At 61.1% G+C, this 14,642-nt stretch carries 16 protein-coding genes, 1 tRNA gene and 1 pseudogene; 1 reads left to right on the top strand and 17 read right to left on the bottom strand.

The genetic code is table 11. The annotated features are described in order from the left end of the window. Window positions 1–3: 3 nt before the first annotated feature. The 4 genes from ACPDZI_RS05150 to ACPDZI_RS05135 all read right to left on the bottom strand — a co-directional run bounded on the left by ACPDZI_RS05150 (window position 4) and on the right by ACPDZI_RS05135 (window position 2,650). Window positions 4–291, bottom strand: a complete 288-nt coding sequence (locus ACPDZI_RS05150) for a hypothetical protein (RefSeq protein WP_438834132.1) — start codon at window positions 289–291, stop codon at window positions 4–6. Between the two features lie 187 nt (window positions 292–478). Then, window positions 479–997, bottom strand: coding sequence for a type VI secretion system effector Hcp1 (gene hcp1, locus ACPDZI_RS05145; protein WP_005332563.1), 519 nt, complete (start codon window positions 995–997; stop codon window positions 479–481). A 230-nt stretch (window positions 998–1,227) separates the two neighbouring features. Beyond that, window positions 1,228–1,998, bottom strand: coding sequence for a LuxR family transcriptional regulator (locus ACPDZI_RS05140; RefSeq protein ID WP_168966236.1), 771 nt, complete (start codon window positions 1,996–1,998; stop codon window positions 1,228–1,230). A gap of 564 nt (window positions 1,999–2,562) precedes the next feature. Continuing rightward, a tRNA-Ser gene (locus ACPDZI_RS05135) sits at window positions 2,563–2,650 on the bottom strand. Window positions 2,651–2,848: 198 nt separating this feature from the next. Between ACPDZI_RS05135 and ACPDZI_RS05130 the strand changes: the two genes are divergently transcribed. Continuing rightward, window positions 2,849–3,598, top strand: a complete 750-nt coding sequence (locus ACPDZI_RS05130) for a DsbA family protein (protein WP_438834131.1) — start codon at window positions 2,849–2,851, stop codon at window positions 3,596–3,598. A 65-nt stretch (window positions 3,599–3,663) separates the two neighbouring features. Here ACPDZI_RS05130 and galE read toward each other — a convergent pair whose 3' ends face one another. The 13 genes and pseudogenes from galE to ACPDZI_RS05065 form a co-directional block, all read right to left on the bottom strand. Next, entirely contained in the window at window positions 3,664–4,677 is a 1,014-nt protein-coding gene (galE, locus tag ACPDZI_RS05125) for a UDP-glucose 4-epimerase GalE (protein WP_438834130.1), read from the bottom strand. Window positions 4,678–4,762: 85 nt separating this feature from the next. Then, window positions 4,763–5,783 (bottom strand): annotated as a pseudogene (locus ACPDZI_RS05120) (FAD-binding oxidoreductase). Window positions 5,784–5,897: 114 nt separating this feature from the next. After that, window positions 5,898–7,547, bottom strand: coding sequence for a hydroxylamine reductase (gene hcp / locus ACPDZI_RS05115; protein WP_438834129.1), 1,650 nt, complete (start codon window positions 7,545–7,547; stop codon window positions 5,898–5,900). Window positions 7,548–7,834: 287 nt separating this feature from the next. Then, window positions 7,835–8,302 carry a Dps family protein gene (locus tag ACPDZI_RS05110; protein WP_011705037.1) on the bottom strand — a complete coding sequence of 156 codons (468 nt, stop codon included), beginning with the start codon at window positions 8,300–8,302 and terminating at the stop codon, window positions 7,835–7,837. A 123-nt stretch (window positions 8,303–8,425) separates the two neighbouring features. After that, window positions 8,426–8,983, bottom strand: a complete 558-nt coding sequence (locus tag ACPDZI_RS05105) for a DUF3833 domain-containing protein (RefSeq protein WP_438834128.1) — start codon at window positions 8,981–8,983, stop codon at window positions 8,426–8,428. After that, on the bottom strand, window positions 8,983–9,534 hold the full coding sequence (locus ACPDZI_RS05100; protein ID WP_236662919.1) for a chalcone isomerase family protein: 552 nt from the start codon (window positions 9,532–9,534) through the stop codon (window positions 8,983–8,985). The genes ACPDZI_RS05105 and ACPDZI_RS05100 overlap by 1 nt, the downstream gene beginning before the upstream one ends. After that, the gene (locus ACPDZI_RS05095; protein ID WP_011705034.1) at window positions 9,491–9,709 is read right to left on the bottom strand and encodes a TIGR02450 family Trp-rich protein; all 219 of its coding nucleotides are present in this window, start codon (window positions 9,707–9,709) and stop codon (window positions 9,491–9,493) included. The genes ACPDZI_RS05100 and ACPDZI_RS05095 overlap by 44 nt, the downstream gene beginning before the upstream one ends. Further along, on the bottom strand, window positions 9,706–10,185 hold the full coding sequence (locus tag ACPDZI_RS05090; RefSeq protein WP_146061059.1) for a DUF2878 domain-containing protein: 480 nt from the start codon (window positions 10,183–10,185) through the stop codon (window positions 9,706–9,708). The genes ACPDZI_RS05095 and ACPDZI_RS05090 overlap by 4 nt, the downstream gene beginning before the upstream one ends. 2 nt (window positions 10,186–10,187) lie before the next feature. After that, a complete protein-coding gene (locus ACPDZI_RS05085) occupies window positions 10,188–11,444 on the bottom strand; it encodes a cyclopropane-fatty-acyl-phospholipid synthase family protein (RefSeq protein WP_323899562.1) in 1,257 nt (418 codons plus the stop codon). After that, window positions 11,444–12,226, bottom strand: coding sequence for a DUF1365 domain-containing protein (locus ACPDZI_RS05080; RefSeq protein ID WP_438834127.1), 783 nt, complete (start codon window positions 12,224–12,226; stop codon window positions 11,444–11,446). Before ACPDZI_RS05080 ends, ACPDZI_RS05085 begins: the two co-directional genes overlap by 1 nt. Next, window positions 12,223–13,482, bottom strand: coding sequence for an NAD(P)/FAD-dependent oxidoreductase (locus ACPDZI_RS05075; protein WP_438834126.1), 1,260 nt, complete (start codon window positions 13,480–13,482; stop codon window positions 12,223–12,225). Before ACPDZI_RS05075 ends, ACPDZI_RS05080 begins: the two co-directional genes overlap by 4 nt. Further along, complete coding sequence (locus ACPDZI_RS05070) at window positions 13,479–14,216, bottom strand: SDR family NAD(P)-dependent oxidoreductase (RefSeq protein ID WP_438834125.1); 738 nt, start codon at window positions 14,214–14,216, stop codon at window positions 13,479–13,481. The genes ACPDZI_RS05075 and ACPDZI_RS05070 overlap by 4 nt, the downstream gene beginning before the upstream one ends. Next, a complete protein-coding gene (locus ACPDZI_RS05065; RefSeq protein ID WP_438377966.1) occupies window positions 14,213–14,641 on the bottom strand; it encodes a nuclear transport factor 2 family protein in 429 nt (142 codons plus the stop codon). The genes ACPDZI_RS05070 and ACPDZI_RS05065 overlap by 4 nt, the downstream gene beginning before the upstream one ends. Window position 14,642: the final 1 nt, after the last annotated feature.

The following is a 14,642-nucleotide window of genomic DNA, read 5'->3' as shown; positions in this document are numbered from 1 at the left end:
TCCTTAACCTGCCTGTCCGCTGCCTGAGCCAATCACCACGCCGCCGCAGCCGACGGCAGTGCCGGTCACAGTGATGGGTTGGCCGCCACACCGCAAAGTACGCTGGCGACCAGAGGTGCTGCGCGGACGGAGGGGTTTGTCGGATTTATCGTAAGGGGCCAGCGGCTCGTCCTGCCGGGACGCCAATTTGTTACCGAGAAAACGCTCAGAGCTGACTGAAATCACGGGAGATGGGAAAAGCCCATCGCGCTCGATGAGCACGTCACCGGACGATGCAATGGTGGAACACATGACGACTGGCCTCTGTTGTGCTTTGCCATAAGGTCGCCTCGCAGCCATATGGCAAAACACAAAAGCTCCGACCGCATCCAGTTGAACAGGTCGGAGAAAACTTGCACGGGCCTGACGACAGCTGACACTGCCATCGTCAGGCCATGGGGTGCACTACAAGGAATAACGGCAAATAAGAGATCGAGAGTTAGGCCTCGATCGGTGCGCGCCAGTCATCTGCACCGGAAGTACCGGCAACTGTGTGTTCCCAATCGATCTTGCGGTAGGCCATGGAGACCTGGATCAGCTGGGTGAAGTCAGACTTCGCCGGATCCTGGCAGTGCGGCATCTGGCAGTCGATGTCAACGATGGTGGCATCGGTCAGCACGGTAGAGAAGAAGTGCTCCTGCTTGCCCTCGACAGAGGTGCGGTACCACTTCAGGGTCACTTTCGGCAGCATTTCGCCGGACGCCAGCGAGTTGTACATCAGCGGCACGGCCTTGTTCAGCGCAACGGTGAACTTGAACGGTTTGTGGACACGCTGACCCGCAGGCTGACCGGATTGCGGGTCAGTCGGCACGGTCACGACGTGCTGGAACTCTTGTACCAGCATCTCGTCTTCGTGACCCTGCACGAAAATGTTGCCGACGGAATCGGAAGTGAAGGCACCAGCGGTGATATTGCCCTGGGTTTTACCTTCGATGCTGATATAACATGGAGTTGGCATGAGTTTGCTCCTGATTGGTTGAACGGTAATGACACTCGACCGAACCAGTTAGCAGCGACCATGCCACTCTTTTTTATATTTATTTTTCAAATGCTTAAGCAAAAAACAAGCAGCCCTGCCGGATACATGGCGCAAAAAGTTGCAACCAGCAGACTATTGCACCATTATCTATTGCACTCGCAGTGGAACATCTCGCCACCTACGCAACAAGTTGCTTGAAACAAACATAATCACTGCTTTTCATCCACATTGGCGACCAGCGCCATCTCCACGTTCAACCTGACCATCCCCTGCTTCAATGCCCATGAAATGGCCTGGCTCTTGCTGCTGGCCCCCAGCTTGCTGACCACATTGTTCAGATGAAACGTCACGGTACGGGGAGTGATCCCCAGGATCTGGGCAATATCGCTCACCTGCTTGCCCTCCGCCGCCCAGCGACACACCTCCAGCTCCCGCAAACTCAGCGCATCGTGCGGTGACAGACTCGCCAGACAGACACGGGCCACCGCCTCAAAAATATGCATGGAGAGCCAGCTGATAAAGGGCACCGCAGAGAGCCATTGCTGTCGGGTGCGAGGCGTACTGGTGATAAAAGAGAGCAAGCCGACATGACCGTTGGCACCGTGCCAGGGCAGGGTGATGCCATCGCAAATGCCGTACTCGCTGGCCAGCTGCATCACCTCCCGGCCCTGCTCATCACAACGCGCCTCATCGTTCACCACATCGGCCCACAGAATGGGGGTGCTCCTGGTCATGGCGCACTTGACAATGGGGTCGATGGCAAAGAAGCCGCTGCTGGTGTAGGTATCAACCCAGGCCTGCGAACAACCGTTGAAGATGATGACGTCAGGACGCTGGATGGTACTGGGAAAGATCAGGGCCAGGCGAAAATAGTCGAATCCCATGCGCCCGCTCAGCTCGCGCAGCAGGGTCACTATGGTGCGCTCGTCAGCGGCCGTCTCGAACTGGGCGATGAGCTCCAGCGCGTGCAGGGTATTCATTTCTGGGGTATGAGGATCATGCACAAGGTAGGCCAGCCAAACATGGAAACATGCCAAATGTTAACAAGCGTCAACAGATGACACACTCCGGCAGGTCGGAAAATCAGAGCTCTCCCACACTTTATGCTATCGAACCGTATTTTTTGTAATGAAATGCTACAGAAAACCAAAATCGTTCTACCAGCGACCACTCACAGCCCCTAGGGATGTTAAGCGTTGCAACATTGGTCGTGGCTTTCCCCCTCATGGGCGGCCAACAACCCTCGCTGTTCCTGCATCAAGCAGCAGAAGGAGTCCAAGTTGTGACGGATGAGCCAGCGAGACGAGATACCTACCGAGCTGTGCGAATATCAGGGCCAACGGAGACGATCAAGACGCTGGTTGTCCGGTGATAGTCTCGCAATAAACGCAGAGAAAACAGGCAGAAAAATCGCAAGCGTCAGCCTTGGCCAACTGCCTGAAAAACGTGGATAAAGATGGCTTGACCAATCAGAGGCAGAATGACGGCGGGGATTTGAATAGCAAAAAGGCCATCCTTTCGGATGGCCTTTTTGGCTGAATAAATGGCGGAGGAGGTGGGATTTGAACCCACGGATGGTCGCCCATCGCCGGTTTTCAAGACCGGTGCATTCAGCCGCTCTGCCACCCCTCCGCGACAGTGCGGCGAATATTACCCATGGCGATTGCCCTTGTAAATCCCCTCGCCGCTCGTTTGCCGATTTATTGGGCTAAATTACGCACAAAGCCGCCAATTTGAGCATAACCAGCGCTTTTTCAACCAGATAACTTGACTTGAAAACAGACTCACCCACTATAGTCAGCATCACGAAATCCCCAGCAAGATGGACTTATGAAAATCAAACATGCCCTGCTTTGCGCCCTGTCGGGTGCCACCCTGCTTGCGGCGCCGGTTCAGGCAAGCGAACTGACCAAGAGCAACGTGGAACAGATAGTACGCGACTATCTGGTCAAGAACCCGGAGATCCTGGTCGAGATGTCCAACGCCCTGCGCGCCAAGCAGGAGAGCCAGCAGGCCGCCAGCGACAAGACGTTGATCAAGGCACACGCCAAGCAGCTCTATAGCAACCAGGATCCGGAGAGCGGCAATCCCAAGGGCAGCCTGACCGTGGTCGAGTTCTTCGACTACAACTGCGGCTACTGCAAACGCGCTCACCCGCTGATCAAGCAGCTGCTGGCGGAAGACAAGGACATTCGCTACATCTACAAGCAGTTCCCGATCCTGAGCGAAACCTCCTACTTCGCCGCCCGCGCCGCCCTGGCGGTACAGCTGGGTCAGCCTGACAAGTACCAGGCCTTCCACGAGAAGCTGTACGCCCATCAGGGCCCGCTGGCCGACGAGGCACAGGTGAAGCAGCTGGCGGAAGCGGCCGGCGTCAACTGGAGCAAGGTTGAAGCCAAGATCAAGGATGGCAGCATCGATCAGAATCTCGGCAGCAACCGGGCGCTGGCCGAAGCCATGAGCATCTCGGGCACACCGGCCTTCATCATCGGCGATCAGATCCTGCGCGGCGCCCCCCGTGATCTGGCCAGCCTGAAAGGCTTCATCAAGGATGTGCGCGCCGGCAAGAGCATTCAGTAATCCCGCTCCGACACATAAAAAACGCCCCGGCATGCCGGGGCGTTTGTTATTCAGGCTTCACATCCTCAGGCTTGGTAGCCGTTCGGATTCTGGCTTTGCCAGCGCCAGGTATCCACCATCATCCGCTCCAGACCACGCTCGGCCTGCCAGCCCAGCTCGGCACGGGCCTTGTGCGGTTCGGCCCAGCACTCGGCGATGTCGCCCGGGCGACGGGGCTTGATCTGGTAGGGAATGGTGCGACCGCTGGCCGTTTCAAATGCCTTGATCATCTCCAGCACCGAATAGCCCTGACCGGTACCCAGGTTGTAGGTAAAGACGCCGGTATCCGACGCGATGCGCGCCAGTGCTTTTAGGTGACCGATGGCGAGATCCACCACGTGAATGTAATCGCGCACCCCGGTACCGTCCGGCGTCGGGTAGTCGTTGCCAAACACCCCCAGTTCCTTGAGCTTGCCCACGCCGACCTGACTGATATAGGGCAGCAGGTTGTTGGGGATGCCGTTGGGATCTTCACCAATCAGGCCGCTCTCGTGGGCACCGACCGGGTTGAAGTAGCGCAGCAGCACGATGGCCCAGCGCGGATCGGACTTGGCGAGATCGCGCAGGATCTCTTCGACCATCAGCTTGGAGCGGCCATAAGGGTTGGTGGCGCTGGTGGGGAAATCTTCCCGCAGCGGTACCGAAGCCGGATCGCCGTAAACGGTGGCCGAGGAGCTGAATACCAGCCGGAACACGCCGGCGTTGGCCATCTCTTCGCACAGCACCAGGGTGCCGGTGATGTTGTTCTGGTAGTAGGTGAGCGGGATCTGGCTCGACTCGCCGACTGCCTTGAGCCCGGCGAAATGGATCACCGACTCGATCTGGTGGGCGGCAAACAGCTGCTGCAGGCAAGCCCGATCCAGCACATCCCCTTCGACGAAGATGACCGGCTTGCCGGTGATCCGCTCGACCCGTTTGAGCGATTCGGGAGAAGAGTTGGAGAGGTTGTCCAGCACCACGACCTGCTGCCCGACGTTCAAGAGTTCAACCAGGGTATGGGAGCCGATATAGCCGGCGCCCCCTGTAACCAGAATTGTCATTTTTTATCCCGTCTTCGACTGAAACTGGAGCTGAGTCTACCTGCCTGGCCCACTCGGGAAAAGCGCGAGATGCCAGGAACGCGCTTCAATAGTCGACGCTGACATCCCCGCTGGCGGTACAGGAACAGGCCAGAGCCACCCCGTGCTCGAAATCCTGCGCGCTCAGGGTCATTACGCTCTGGCGCTCGATTTTTCCCTCCGTGGTACAGCGACAGGCCCCACACACCCCGGCACGGCAGGCCGCCATCATGGTCTCACCCGCCCCTTCCAGTGCCGCCAGCAGGGTCTGACCCGGCAGGATCTTCACCTTCTTGCCGCTCTTTTTGAGGGTCAGCCAGAAGTGGTCGCTGCCGGCCGCAACTGGCGCCGCACTCGATGTTCCAGCAGGCAGGCCGAACGACTCCTGGTGCAACTGTGCTGCCGGCAGTCCCAGCTCCGCCAGCATGGTGCAGACGGCGGTCATGTAGGGGGCTGGGCCACACAGATAGACGTGGCGCGCCAGCAGGTCTGGCGCCAGTTCCCTCAGCATCTCCGGTGTGAGCCGGCCAACCCAGGGATAAGCCGTCGGCGCCTCTTCCCCTACTTTCTCCAGCACTAAAGCGTGGCGCACGCCGGAATGGGCAGCGGCCAGCGCAGCCAGGTCATCTGCGAAGATCACATCCTCCGGCGAGCGGGCGCTGTGAATGAAGCGGATGTCTGCATCCGGCCGTTTGGCCAGCTCGTCCCGCAGCATGGCCCACATGGGGGTGATGCCGGAACCGGCGCTCAAGAGCAGCGGCTGCTCGCAGGGCAAGGCTGTCAGGTTGAAGTCGCCGAAGGGGCCATCCACCCGGATCTCGTCCCCCACTTGCAGGGTCTGGTGCAGATGGTGGGAGACCAGTCCGACATCCTTGATGGTGACCTGCCAGCAGGCATCCTGCGGGCTGGAAGAGAGGGTATAGGCACGGCAGTGGGGCTTGCCGTCAATCTCGGTGTGCAGCGTCACGCACTGGCCAGCCAGCACGGCAGGCAGGCTGCCCGTCTGCGGCACGAACTGCCAGCTAGACACATCGTGGGTATCCGCCCGGCGGGCCGATGCACCTGAGGGTGAGGGAGGTGGAGGTCATCGCAAGGCTCCTCTTGCTGAAAAATGTTGGACAGGTGTCGTTAAAAAAAGGCGAGCCATCAGGCTCGCCAAAGGCTTACAACATGCTGAGCGTGTAAGGCGGATATGGCGCCGCTCAGGCCGCCAGAATCTCGGCGAGATCGGCTTCTGCGGTGGTGGTTCCTTTCAGGCCAAATTGCTCTTCCAGCACCTTGAGCAGAGCCGGGGTGAGGAAAGCCGGGGCGGTCGGGCCGGTACGGATGTCCTTCACACCCAGCGCCAGCAGGGTGAGCAGGATGACGATGGCCTTCTGCTCGAACCAGGAGAGCACCAGGGTCAGCGGCAGATCGTTGACGCCGCACTCGAACGCCTCGGAGAGCGCCAGCGCCAGCTGGATGGCAGAGTAGGCATCGTTGCACTGACCCACGTCCAGCAGACGGGGAATGCCGCCGATGTCGCCGAAATCGAGCTTGTTGAACTTGTACTTGCCGCAGCCCAGGGTCAGCAGCAGGCTGTCCTGCGGGATCGCCTTGGCAAACTCGGTGTAGTAGGCGCGCTCGGCACGGTCACCGTCACAGCCACCGACCAGGAAGAAGTGGCTGATTTCGCCGGCCTTGACCTTGTCGATCACCGCTGGGGCAGCCTGCATCAGGGCGTTGCGGGCAAAGCCGATGGTGATGAAGTGCTCGAGCTCAACGTGTTTGAAGCCTTCCAGCGCTTGCGCCTTGGCGATCACGGCGGAGAAATCTTCCCCTTCCAGATGGGTCACGCCCGGCCAGCCGACGATGGAGCGGGTGAAGATGCGATCCGAGTAGTTGCCCACGTTCGGGTCGATGATGCAGTTGGAGGTCATCACCACGGCGCCCGGGAAGTTGGCAAACTCCTTCTGCTGGTTCTGCCAGGCGGAGCCATAGTTACCCACCAGGTGTGGGTACTGCTTGAAGAAGGGGTAGGCCAGCGCCGGCAGCATCTCGCCATGGGTGTAGACCTTGATGCCGGTGCCCTTGGTCTGCTCCAGGATGAGCTTAAGATCCACCATGTCGTGACCGGAGACCAGGATGCACTTGCCCGGTACCGGAGTGACGCGAACCTGGGTCGGCTCGGGGTGGCCGAAAGCGGTGGTTTCACCGAGATCCAGCATCTCCATGATCTTGAAGTTGAGCAAGCCAATCTCCATGGCGCACTTGAACAGCGGATCCAGATCGCTCGGATCCGTGCCGAGCCAGCTCATGATGCGATGGAATTCGGCGGCTACTCCGGCATCCTGCTGATCCAGCACCCGGGCGTGCTCCATGTAGGCGGCGGCGCCCTTGAGGCCGTAGAGGCAGAGCAGGCGCAGCCCCATGATGTCTTCGTTGACCTCGTTCTTGCCGCGGTTGACTGCGGTCTGCGGCGCCTGGGCCAACTGGGCCAGCAGATCGGCACCCGGCTCGAAGCGGGCGGCAGCGGACAGTGCATCGGCCTGTACCGCCAGCGGTGCCAGCTTGGCGGCCAGTTGCTGACGATAGGTCAGCGCCTGGTTGACATACGCCACTATGCGGGCGGAGTCGAAGTTGACGTTGGTGAGGGTGGCGAAGAAGGCCTTGGGCACGAAGACGTCGATCTCGCTGTCGACGATGCCGTGCTCGCGGGCCGCCAGGGCCCAGGCACTGAGCCCTTGCAGGGTATAGATCAACACATCCTGCAGGTCGGAGGTTTCCGCCGTCTTGCCGCACATGCCTTGTGCATAGGCGCAGCCGTTGCCTGCCGGGGTACGAATTGTCTGTTCACATTGCACACAAAACATCATGCCTCTCCTAATTGGACATTTCAGTTGTTTGTTTTGTGGCGATTCTATTCCTACGGCTCAGAACTTAATAGGCATTCAATTTGCCAATTCAATTTTCATTGATGCAGATCAAAAACAAAAAAGCCGCCCAAACAGGGCGGCAAGCGGGTGGATAAAAGGAGAGACAACTCAGGTTTGCAACAGAACACGATAACGGAATGGGTCGGGCTGGCGTCTAGTCAGGCAGATCCAGCCCTTCACTTCATCAAGCCGGCATACTTCGCAGCGTCCGGCCTGGTTAACTATCAGGCCAGGTAAGCGCGCAGCATCCAGACCAGTTTCTCCTGCTGCTGCACATAGTCGGAGAGAATGGACGCAGTCCCTTCATCACCGGCATCGGCGGCCTGCCCCAGAATGCGGCGCTGGGCCACCAGCAGTTCGCGGAAACTCTCCAGCAGGGATTCGACGCAGGCACGACCGTCGTGCAGCCCCTTCTGCTCGGGAATGGCGGAAACTTTCAGGTAGTCGCTGAAGCTGTGCAGCGGCACGCCATCCAGGGTCAGGATGCGCTCGGCCAGAGCATCGACCTTCAGCAGCAGGTCGTTGTAAATCTCTTCGAACTTAAGGTGCAGCTCGAAGAACTGGTTGCCGCGGATGTTCCAGTGGAAGCCGCGAACGTTCATGTAAAGGATCTGGTAGCTGGCCAGCAACTTGTTCAGCTCGGCGGCCAGCGCTTGTGATTGAACGGTATCAAGACCAATCGGACTCTTCATGTTTCACCTCCAGATTTGACGACCTGGTCATCTTAGAACTCATCAGACTCAAAAGGTAATAGTTAGGATCTAACTGATTGATAGAGTACGGCTATCATCCGTGTAGCCTGCCGGCAAGGCGGCTCAGTCAGGCTGCCGCTCGATGTAGAGGATCACCTCCCCCAGCTGGATGCCGAACTTGCTGATGGCAGCCCGGTTGAGCAGGCGATCTTCATCCAGCAGGTACATCCAGTCATCGAAACTCACCCGCACCACGCTGCCGTCAGGCAGCGCCAGATCGAGCTGATAGCGCCAGTTGAGGGCAAAGCCTGCCGTCTTGCCTACCGCCTCCCCCACCACGTCGGCCGCCGTGCCGCGCCAGTGACCATCCGCCCCCTTGCTCAAAAACCAGGTGCGGGTCTGCTGGCGCCCGTCATCAAAGTAGAACTGCTCGAACAGCTCCCCTTTTCCCCCCTGCCAGTGCCCGCGCATCTCCACCCGAAAACGGCTGGTCACCTCGCCGCTGCGATCGGTCACCAGACCGTGCGCCGTCAGCTTGCCATTGAAGAAGCGGGCGAGATCCCATTCAGGGCCCTGGCCGCGATAATCCTCCAGACTGCTGCCGCAACCAGCCAACAGCAGCAGCGGCAACAACAGCAGGTAGCGACAGGCGTGGGTGTATTTCATGAATCCTTTTTGCATCAGCGTTCTCCCCGCAGGCGGCGGGTGAGCGCCGGATCGCGGCTCCCTTGTGCCAGCCAGATGGCAAGAAAGGCCGCCGAAAATTGCGGATCGGCAAGGGTGCCGAGCGGCTTGTCCCGCCACCAGAAATGGCCCGCACCGCCCCTGTCGGCATAGAAGGTAAGTCGGTCACCCGCCTGAACATCGGGCCAGAGCGCGGCGAGTTGACCAAGCCAGCCCTGACGCTGCTGCTCGCTGCCAAGCCCCAGTCGCTGCCACTCGGCGGCGGTGGCGCTCAACAGATCGTCCCGCTTTATGGCTCTGGCGTAGGTAAGGCTGAGCGCCTGAGGATAGTGACCCGGCCGATAGCGGCCGTTCTCGCTGTAGAGGGTGGCGTCATAGAGCTTGAACCAGAGCCAGCTCATCTCGCCGCGCCCGACCGGCTGCAGCTGCTGCCAGGGAGTAACTAGGGCTTGCCCGGTCTGGGCGAAAGGGGTCAGCGGTAGGCTCAAGCCTGCCAGCAGCAGGCTAATTCCACCCCATGTGCCAATGGGCGGGATCTTCGAGTTCATGCCAGTCCATCTCCTGTTCCAGCAGCGTGTTGATGTCCTGCATCACCACCTGCTGCAGCTGCCCCTGCGCGTCACGCTGACAGGCCACCACCAGATAGAAACGCTCGGTCAGCTCGTGCCGGCTCTCTTTGGTCCATTTGGAAAACAACAAGGTGTCGGTCGAAAAGGTGTTCATCTCGCTTCACCCTCCAGCTTGACCGTTACCCACAGGAGTACGGGTAACCACCACATCCAGATCACCGCCAGCAGTGCCGCACTGATCCCGATGCCCCAAGGTAAGTGTACTGCCCCCATGGCAGCTCCCGCCACATAGGAGGAGGCCCCCCCCACCATGCCGAACAGCCCCTGCTGCCAGCGCGGCAAGGGCCGCAACCAACGCAGGCCGTGGCAGAGGGTCAGGGCAAAACCGCACCAGAGCAGCACCAACCAGAGTGGAAAACCGGTGTTGAAATAAAACAGCCCGAGTTGCCAGAGCAGGGCATCGAGCAGGCTGCCGGCAAGGGCGACCGGGATGAGCCGCCAGTCGTGCCAGCGGCGGGGAGAGAAGAGAAAATGAAGCAGCAGCAGTGCCAGCAGCGGGCCCGGCTGCTGCCACTTCACCGCCAGCAACCAGTAGAGGTTGAACCCCAGCAGATGGGCCCACTGCCACATGATCAGCGACCGCCGACGGGCAGATCTCCACTCCAGCCGAGTGGGCCCGGTTTGGCCGCTTCCAGCTGCACCAGGCTGATGGTGCGCTCCCAGAAGCCCCCTTCGCAGTAGGCGAAATAGAAGTGCCACAAGCGGATGAAGTCCTGGCTGTAGCCGAGGGCTGGCAGCTCGGGCGCCAGCGCCAGGAAGCGCTCGCACCAGTGAGCCAGAGTACGGGCGTAGTGGTGGCCGTGATCGTGCAGCCGCACCAGCTGCATGTCGGTCTCGCGCGCTAGCAGACCCGCCATCTGGGAGACGCTCGGCAGACAGCCACCGGGGAAGATGTAGCGCTGGATGAAATCAACCCCGCGCAAATACTGGGCATGGCGTTGATCGGCGATGGTGATGGCCTGAATGAGCAGGCGACCACCGGGTTTGAGCAGCCGCGACAGCTGGCGGAAATAGTCGGGCAGGAAGGCGTGACCCACCGCTTCGATCATCTCGATGGAGACCAGCTTGTCGTAACTGCCCTCCAGCTTGCGGTAGTCCTCCAGCAGCAAGGTGATGCGATCCCCCAGCCCCTCCCGCGCAATCCACTCCTTGGCGTAATCGTGCTGGGCCCGGGAGATTGTGGTGGTAGTCACCCGGCAGCCGTAGTGACGGGCCGCATAGACGGCGAGGCCGCCCCAGCCGGTGCCAATCTCCAGCAGATGATCCTCAGGGCCGAGCGCCAGCCGCTCGCAGATGGTACGCAGCTTGGCCTGTTGCCCCTCTTCGAGAGTGGCCTCGGCATGGGGATAGATGGCGCTCGAGTACTGCATGTGGCTGTCGAGAAAACCCTGATAGAGGGTATTGCCGAGATCGTAGTGGGCGGCGATGTTGGAGCGCGACCCGGTCAGGGTATTGCGGTTAAGCCAGTGACGCACCTTGTTGAACGGGAAACTGAGCCAGCCGAGGCGCCGCTCAAGGGAATCGAGCAGCGCCAGGTTGCGGGCCAGCAAGCGCACCAGTGCCACCGGATCCGGGCTGGTCCAAAGCCCCTCCACCCAGGTTTCCCCGGCAGCGATGCTGCCCCCCAGCAGCAGGCGGCGATAGAAGGCCGGATCCTGCACCACCAGCTCGGCGTGCAAATCGGTGCCCGCCACGCCAAAACTGTGGCGCTCAGCGCCATCCCGCAGCAGCAGCTGGCCATGTTCGAGACGCCCCAGCAGATTGAGCAGCAGTTGCCTGGCCCCCTTGTCGATGAAAGAGGCAGAGAGGGTTGATTGCACAAGTTCCATTAGCGGCTCTCCGGATGGCTAAAAATGGGTGTTCGTTTGATAAAAAGACGCAGGGCCTGCCAGTAGATCCCGAGCAGCACCTTCATGGTCATCCAGGGCCAGCGGGCCAGCAGGGCCACCAGCCCCTTGCGCGACAGCGGCGCTCGGCGCAGCGCCAGGGTGGCGTCAAACAGCTTTGCCTCGCCGGATACGGGATGACTCTCGATGTGGATCAGTGTCTCCTGCGCGGGCGGACGAATGCGCCAGTGGTAACGCATCGCCAGCCCCATGAAGGGGGAGACGTGAAAATCCTTGTTGTGAGGGGCCAGCGCCGCCAGATCCAGCAGGTAGTAGTGGCGCTCGTTCCAGGGGGTGTTCGACACCTCCGCCAGCAGATAGCGCGCCTCTCCCTGCCGGTAGCAGAAGTAGAAGTTGACCGGGCTGAAGTAGAACCCCAGACAGCGCACGTTACCGAGCAGCAGCACCCGCCCCTCGGGCTCGGCATCGCCACCCAGTTCGCTCACCTTCTCCCACACCGCCTGCTTGAGCGGCCCCTCGCTGCCACGCAGATAATCGTCACGGTGAAACGAGAGCAGCCCTGCTCGCTCTACCCCGAACCAGCACCCGCGATCGAGTTGTGACAACTCGTCGAGATCCAGCCCCAGCATGAAGAGGTTGTAGGAGAAGGCATGGGCGCGCGGTGCAAAGCGGCGGTGGCGCACCGACCCCTGCCAGATGGCGCTGAGGGTACCGGTCATGGCCTCGCCACTCGCCTCTTGTCCTACCAGGACTGCCCCCTTCATAGCTCGGCCCCGAACCGTCTGGCCACGTCCAGCGCGCTGCGCACCCCATCTTCATGAAAGCCGTTGTACCAGTAGGCGCCGCAGAAGTGGGTGTGCTGCTGGCCGCAGATCTCCGCCCGCCGCTCCTGGGCTGCAATAGAGGCCTGATTGAACACCGGATGGTGATAGACGAAGCGGCGCAGCACCTTGCTCTCGTCCACCTTGCCCAAGGGATTGAGACTGACGCAGAAGGGCTGCGGCGAGCTCACCCCCTGCAATATGTTCATGTTGTAGCTCACCAACGGCCGCGCCCCGTCATCCTCGCCCAGCTGATAGTTCCAGCTGGCCCACGCTTTGCGGCGCATCGGCAAGCAGCGCACATCGGTATGCAGCCAGACGTCGTTGGCCTGATAGGGCATGGCACCGAGAATGGCCTGCTCCCGCTCGCCCGGATCCGCCAGCAACGCCAGCGCCTGATCACTGTGACAGGCGAGGATCACCTCGTCAAACCGCTCCTCGCCGTAGCTGCTCTGGATCAGCACCCCGTCCGCCTGGCGCCGGATCCCCTGCACCGGACAGGCCAGACGAATGTGAGCCTGCCAGCCGGCCGTCAGCGGGCCGATATATTCCCGCGAGCCGCCAGGGATCACGTACCACTGAGGCCGGTTGGCCACCTCGAGCAGCCCGTGGTTGGCAAAAAAGCGCAGGAAGAAACCGAGGGGAAAGGCGCGCATATCGGCCAGGGTCGACGACCAGATGGCGGCCCCCATCGGCAAAATGTAGTGGCGGGCGAAGTAGTCGCTGAACTCCCCCACCTGCAGAAAATCCCCCAGGGTCAGCTCGGGGCCCTCGCCCTGATGTTGACCATCGGCCAGCCAGGCCCGCGCCTCGCGGTTGAAGCGCAGGATCTCGGCGACGAAGCCGTAGAAACGGGGGCTCAGCAGGTTGCTGCGCTGGGCAAACAGGGTATCCAGGTTGTGACCGTTGTACTCCAGCCCCTGCGGGCTTTTCACCGAGAAGCTCATCTCGGCCGGCTGCCGCGCCACCCCGATCCGCTCGAGCAGCCGCAGGAAGTTGGGGTAGGTGCGGTCATTGAAGACGATGAAGCCGGTGTCGATGGCATAGCTTCGCCCCGCCTGGTGGACGTCGACGGTGGCGGTGTGGCCACCCAGGGTCGGCGCCGCCTCGAACAGGGTGATGTCGTGCAGCTTGTGGAGCAGGAAACCGGCGGTCAGACCTGAAATGCCGGAACCGACGATGGCGATCTTTTTCTTCATGAAGGGCGTCCTTTCGATACGAATGCGCGGCCAAGGCGCAGCCAGAGCCCCGTCGGCAGCGCGCCGAGCAGGCGCAGCAGCCAGATGAAACGGCGGGGAAAATGGATCTGGTGACGACTGGCGGCGAGCCCCACCATGATGGCGCGGGAAGCCTCTTCCACCGTCACCAGGCAGGGCATGGCAAAATCATTTTTGGCGGTGAGCGGCGTCGCCACGAAACCGGGGCGGATCAGGGTCACGCCAATCCCTTTGCCGGCCAAATCGAGGCGCAGGGTATCCGCCAGATAATCGAGAGCCGCCTTGGAGGCGCCATAGGCTTCGGCCCTGGGCAGCGGCAACCAGCTCACCGACGAGCTGACGATGGCAAGGCGTCCGCCCGCCCCGAGCAGCGGCAAAAAGGCGGCCAGGGCATGACCGGTGGCAACGAGGTTGGTCTCGATGACCCTAGCAAACAGGGCGCCGTCAAACCCCTCGGCTACATCCATATACTCGCAGTTGCCGGCATTGAGGATCACCAGATCGACTCGCGGCAAGCAGGCGGCCGCTTCGCTCACGGCGCTTGCATCGCGCCCGTCAAACTGCAGCGGCGTGATGTCGTGACGACCCAGTGCCAGCAGCCGCTCGCCATCGCGACCACAACCCCACACCTGCCAGCCTGCACGCCGATAATCGAGCGCCAGCTGAAAGCCTATGCCCGAGGTGGCTCCGGTAATCAGCACCCTGCCGCCACTCATGCGCCCAGCCTCCCCTTGATGGTGCGCACCAGGGGGCCTATCAGCGGCAACTGCTCGTAGAGCATGGCGCCCAGATCGAAGTAGTCGCGATGCAGGCACACCTTGCCCGCCTCATCGAACTCCAGGCGGGTTGCCCCCTCCACCGTCACCGGCGCACCGCCACGCAATCTGGGATGGGAGAAAGTCATGGTCCAGCCGAGCCAGGCCTGGCGCCCCTGCAGCTGCTGGCTGGTGATGACGAAACGGCAGTAGGCCAGATGCTGATAGAGGACGGCAAAATAGTCGGTGAGCGCCGCCAGCCCCTCAATGCGGTGAGCAGGATCGGTAAAGACCACCTCGTTTGCGTAAACCTCCGGCAAACGGTGCAGCTCGTCTCTGCTTAGCTGCTGATAGAGGGCCACAAAGCGGGCCAGCGACTCATCCATG

This window comes from Aeromonas oralensis (assembly GCF_049665575.1).
GTDB classification, from domain to species: Bacteria; Pseudomonadota; Gammaproteobacteria; order Enterobacterales; family Aeromonadaceae; genus Aeromonas; species Aeromonas hydrophila.
Note: the sequence above shows the minus strand (reverse complement) of the source record. Positions and strands in the feature narration are given on the sequence as shown.

What these genes read in the sequence shown, in the direction of transcription:
- ACPDZI_RS05150 (WP_438834132.1), bottom strand. Translation starts at nt 291, where the DNA reads ATGTGTTCCACCATTGCATCGTCCGGTGACGTGCTCATCGAGCGCGAT.
- hcp1 (WP_005332563.1), bottom strand. Translation starts at nt 997, where the DNA reads ATGCCAACTCCATGTTATATCAGCATCGAAGGTAAAACCCAGGGCAAT.
- ACPDZI_RS05140 (WP_168966236.1), bottom strand. Translation starts at nt 1,998, where the DNA reads ATGAATACCCTGCACGCGCTGGAGCTCATCGCCCAGTTCGAGACGGCC.
- ACPDZI_RS05130 (WP_438834131.1), top strand. Translation starts at nt 2,849, where the DNA reads ATGAAAATCAAACATGCCCTGCTTTGCGCCCTGTCGGGTGCCACCCTG.
- galE (WP_438834130.1), bottom strand. Translation starts at nt 4,677, where the DNA reads ATGACAATTCTGGTTACAGGGGGCGCCGGCTATATCGGCTCCCATACC.
- hcp (WP_438834129.1), bottom strand. Translation starts at nt 7,547, where the DNA reads ATGTTTTGTGTGCAATGTGAACAGACAATTCGTACCCCGGCAGGCAAC.
- ACPDZI_RS05110 (WP_011705037.1), bottom strand. Translation starts at nt 8,302, where the DNA reads ATGAAGAGTCCGATTGGTCTTGATACCGTTCAATCACAAGCGCTGGCC.
- ACPDZI_RS05105 (WP_438834128.1), bottom strand. Translation starts at nt 8,983, where the DNA reads ATGCAAAAAGGATTCATGAAATACACCCACGCCTGTCGCTACCTGCTG.
- ACPDZI_RS05100 (WP_236662919.1), bottom strand. Translation starts at nt 9,534, where the DNA reads ATGAACTCGAAGATCCCGCCCATTGGCACATGGGGTGGAATTAGCCTG.
- ACPDZI_RS05095 (WP_011705034.1), bottom strand. Translation starts at nt 9,709, where the DNA reads ATGAACACCTTTTCGACCGACACCTTGTTGTTTTCCAAATGGACCAAA.
- ACPDZI_RS05090 (WP_146061059.1), bottom strand. Translation starts at nt 10,185, where the DNA reads ATGTGGCAGTGGGCCCATCTGCTGGGGTTCAACCTCTACTGGTTGCTG.
- ACPDZI_RS05085 (WP_323899562.1), bottom strand. Translation starts at nt 11,444, where the DNA reads ATGGAACTTGTGCAATCAACCCTCTCTGCCTCTTTCATCGACAAGGGG.
- ACPDZI_RS05080 (WP_438834127.1), bottom strand. Translation starts at nt 12,226, where the DNA reads ATGAAGGGGGCAGTCCTGGTAGGACAAGAGGCGAGTGGCGAGGCCATG.
- ACPDZI_RS05075 (WP_438834126.1), bottom strand. Translation starts at nt 13,482, where the DNA reads ATGAAGAAAAAGATCGCCATCGTCGGTTCCGGCATTTCAGGTCTGACC.
- ACPDZI_RS05070 (WP_438834125.1), bottom strand. Translation starts at nt 14,216, where the DNA reads ATGAGTGGCGGCAGGGTGCTGATTACCGGAGCCACCTCGGGCATAGGC.
- ACPDZI_RS05065 (WP_438377966.1), bottom strand. Translation starts at nt 14,641, where the DNA reads ATGGATGAGTCGCTGGCCCGCTTTGTGGCCCTCTATCAGCAGCTAAGC.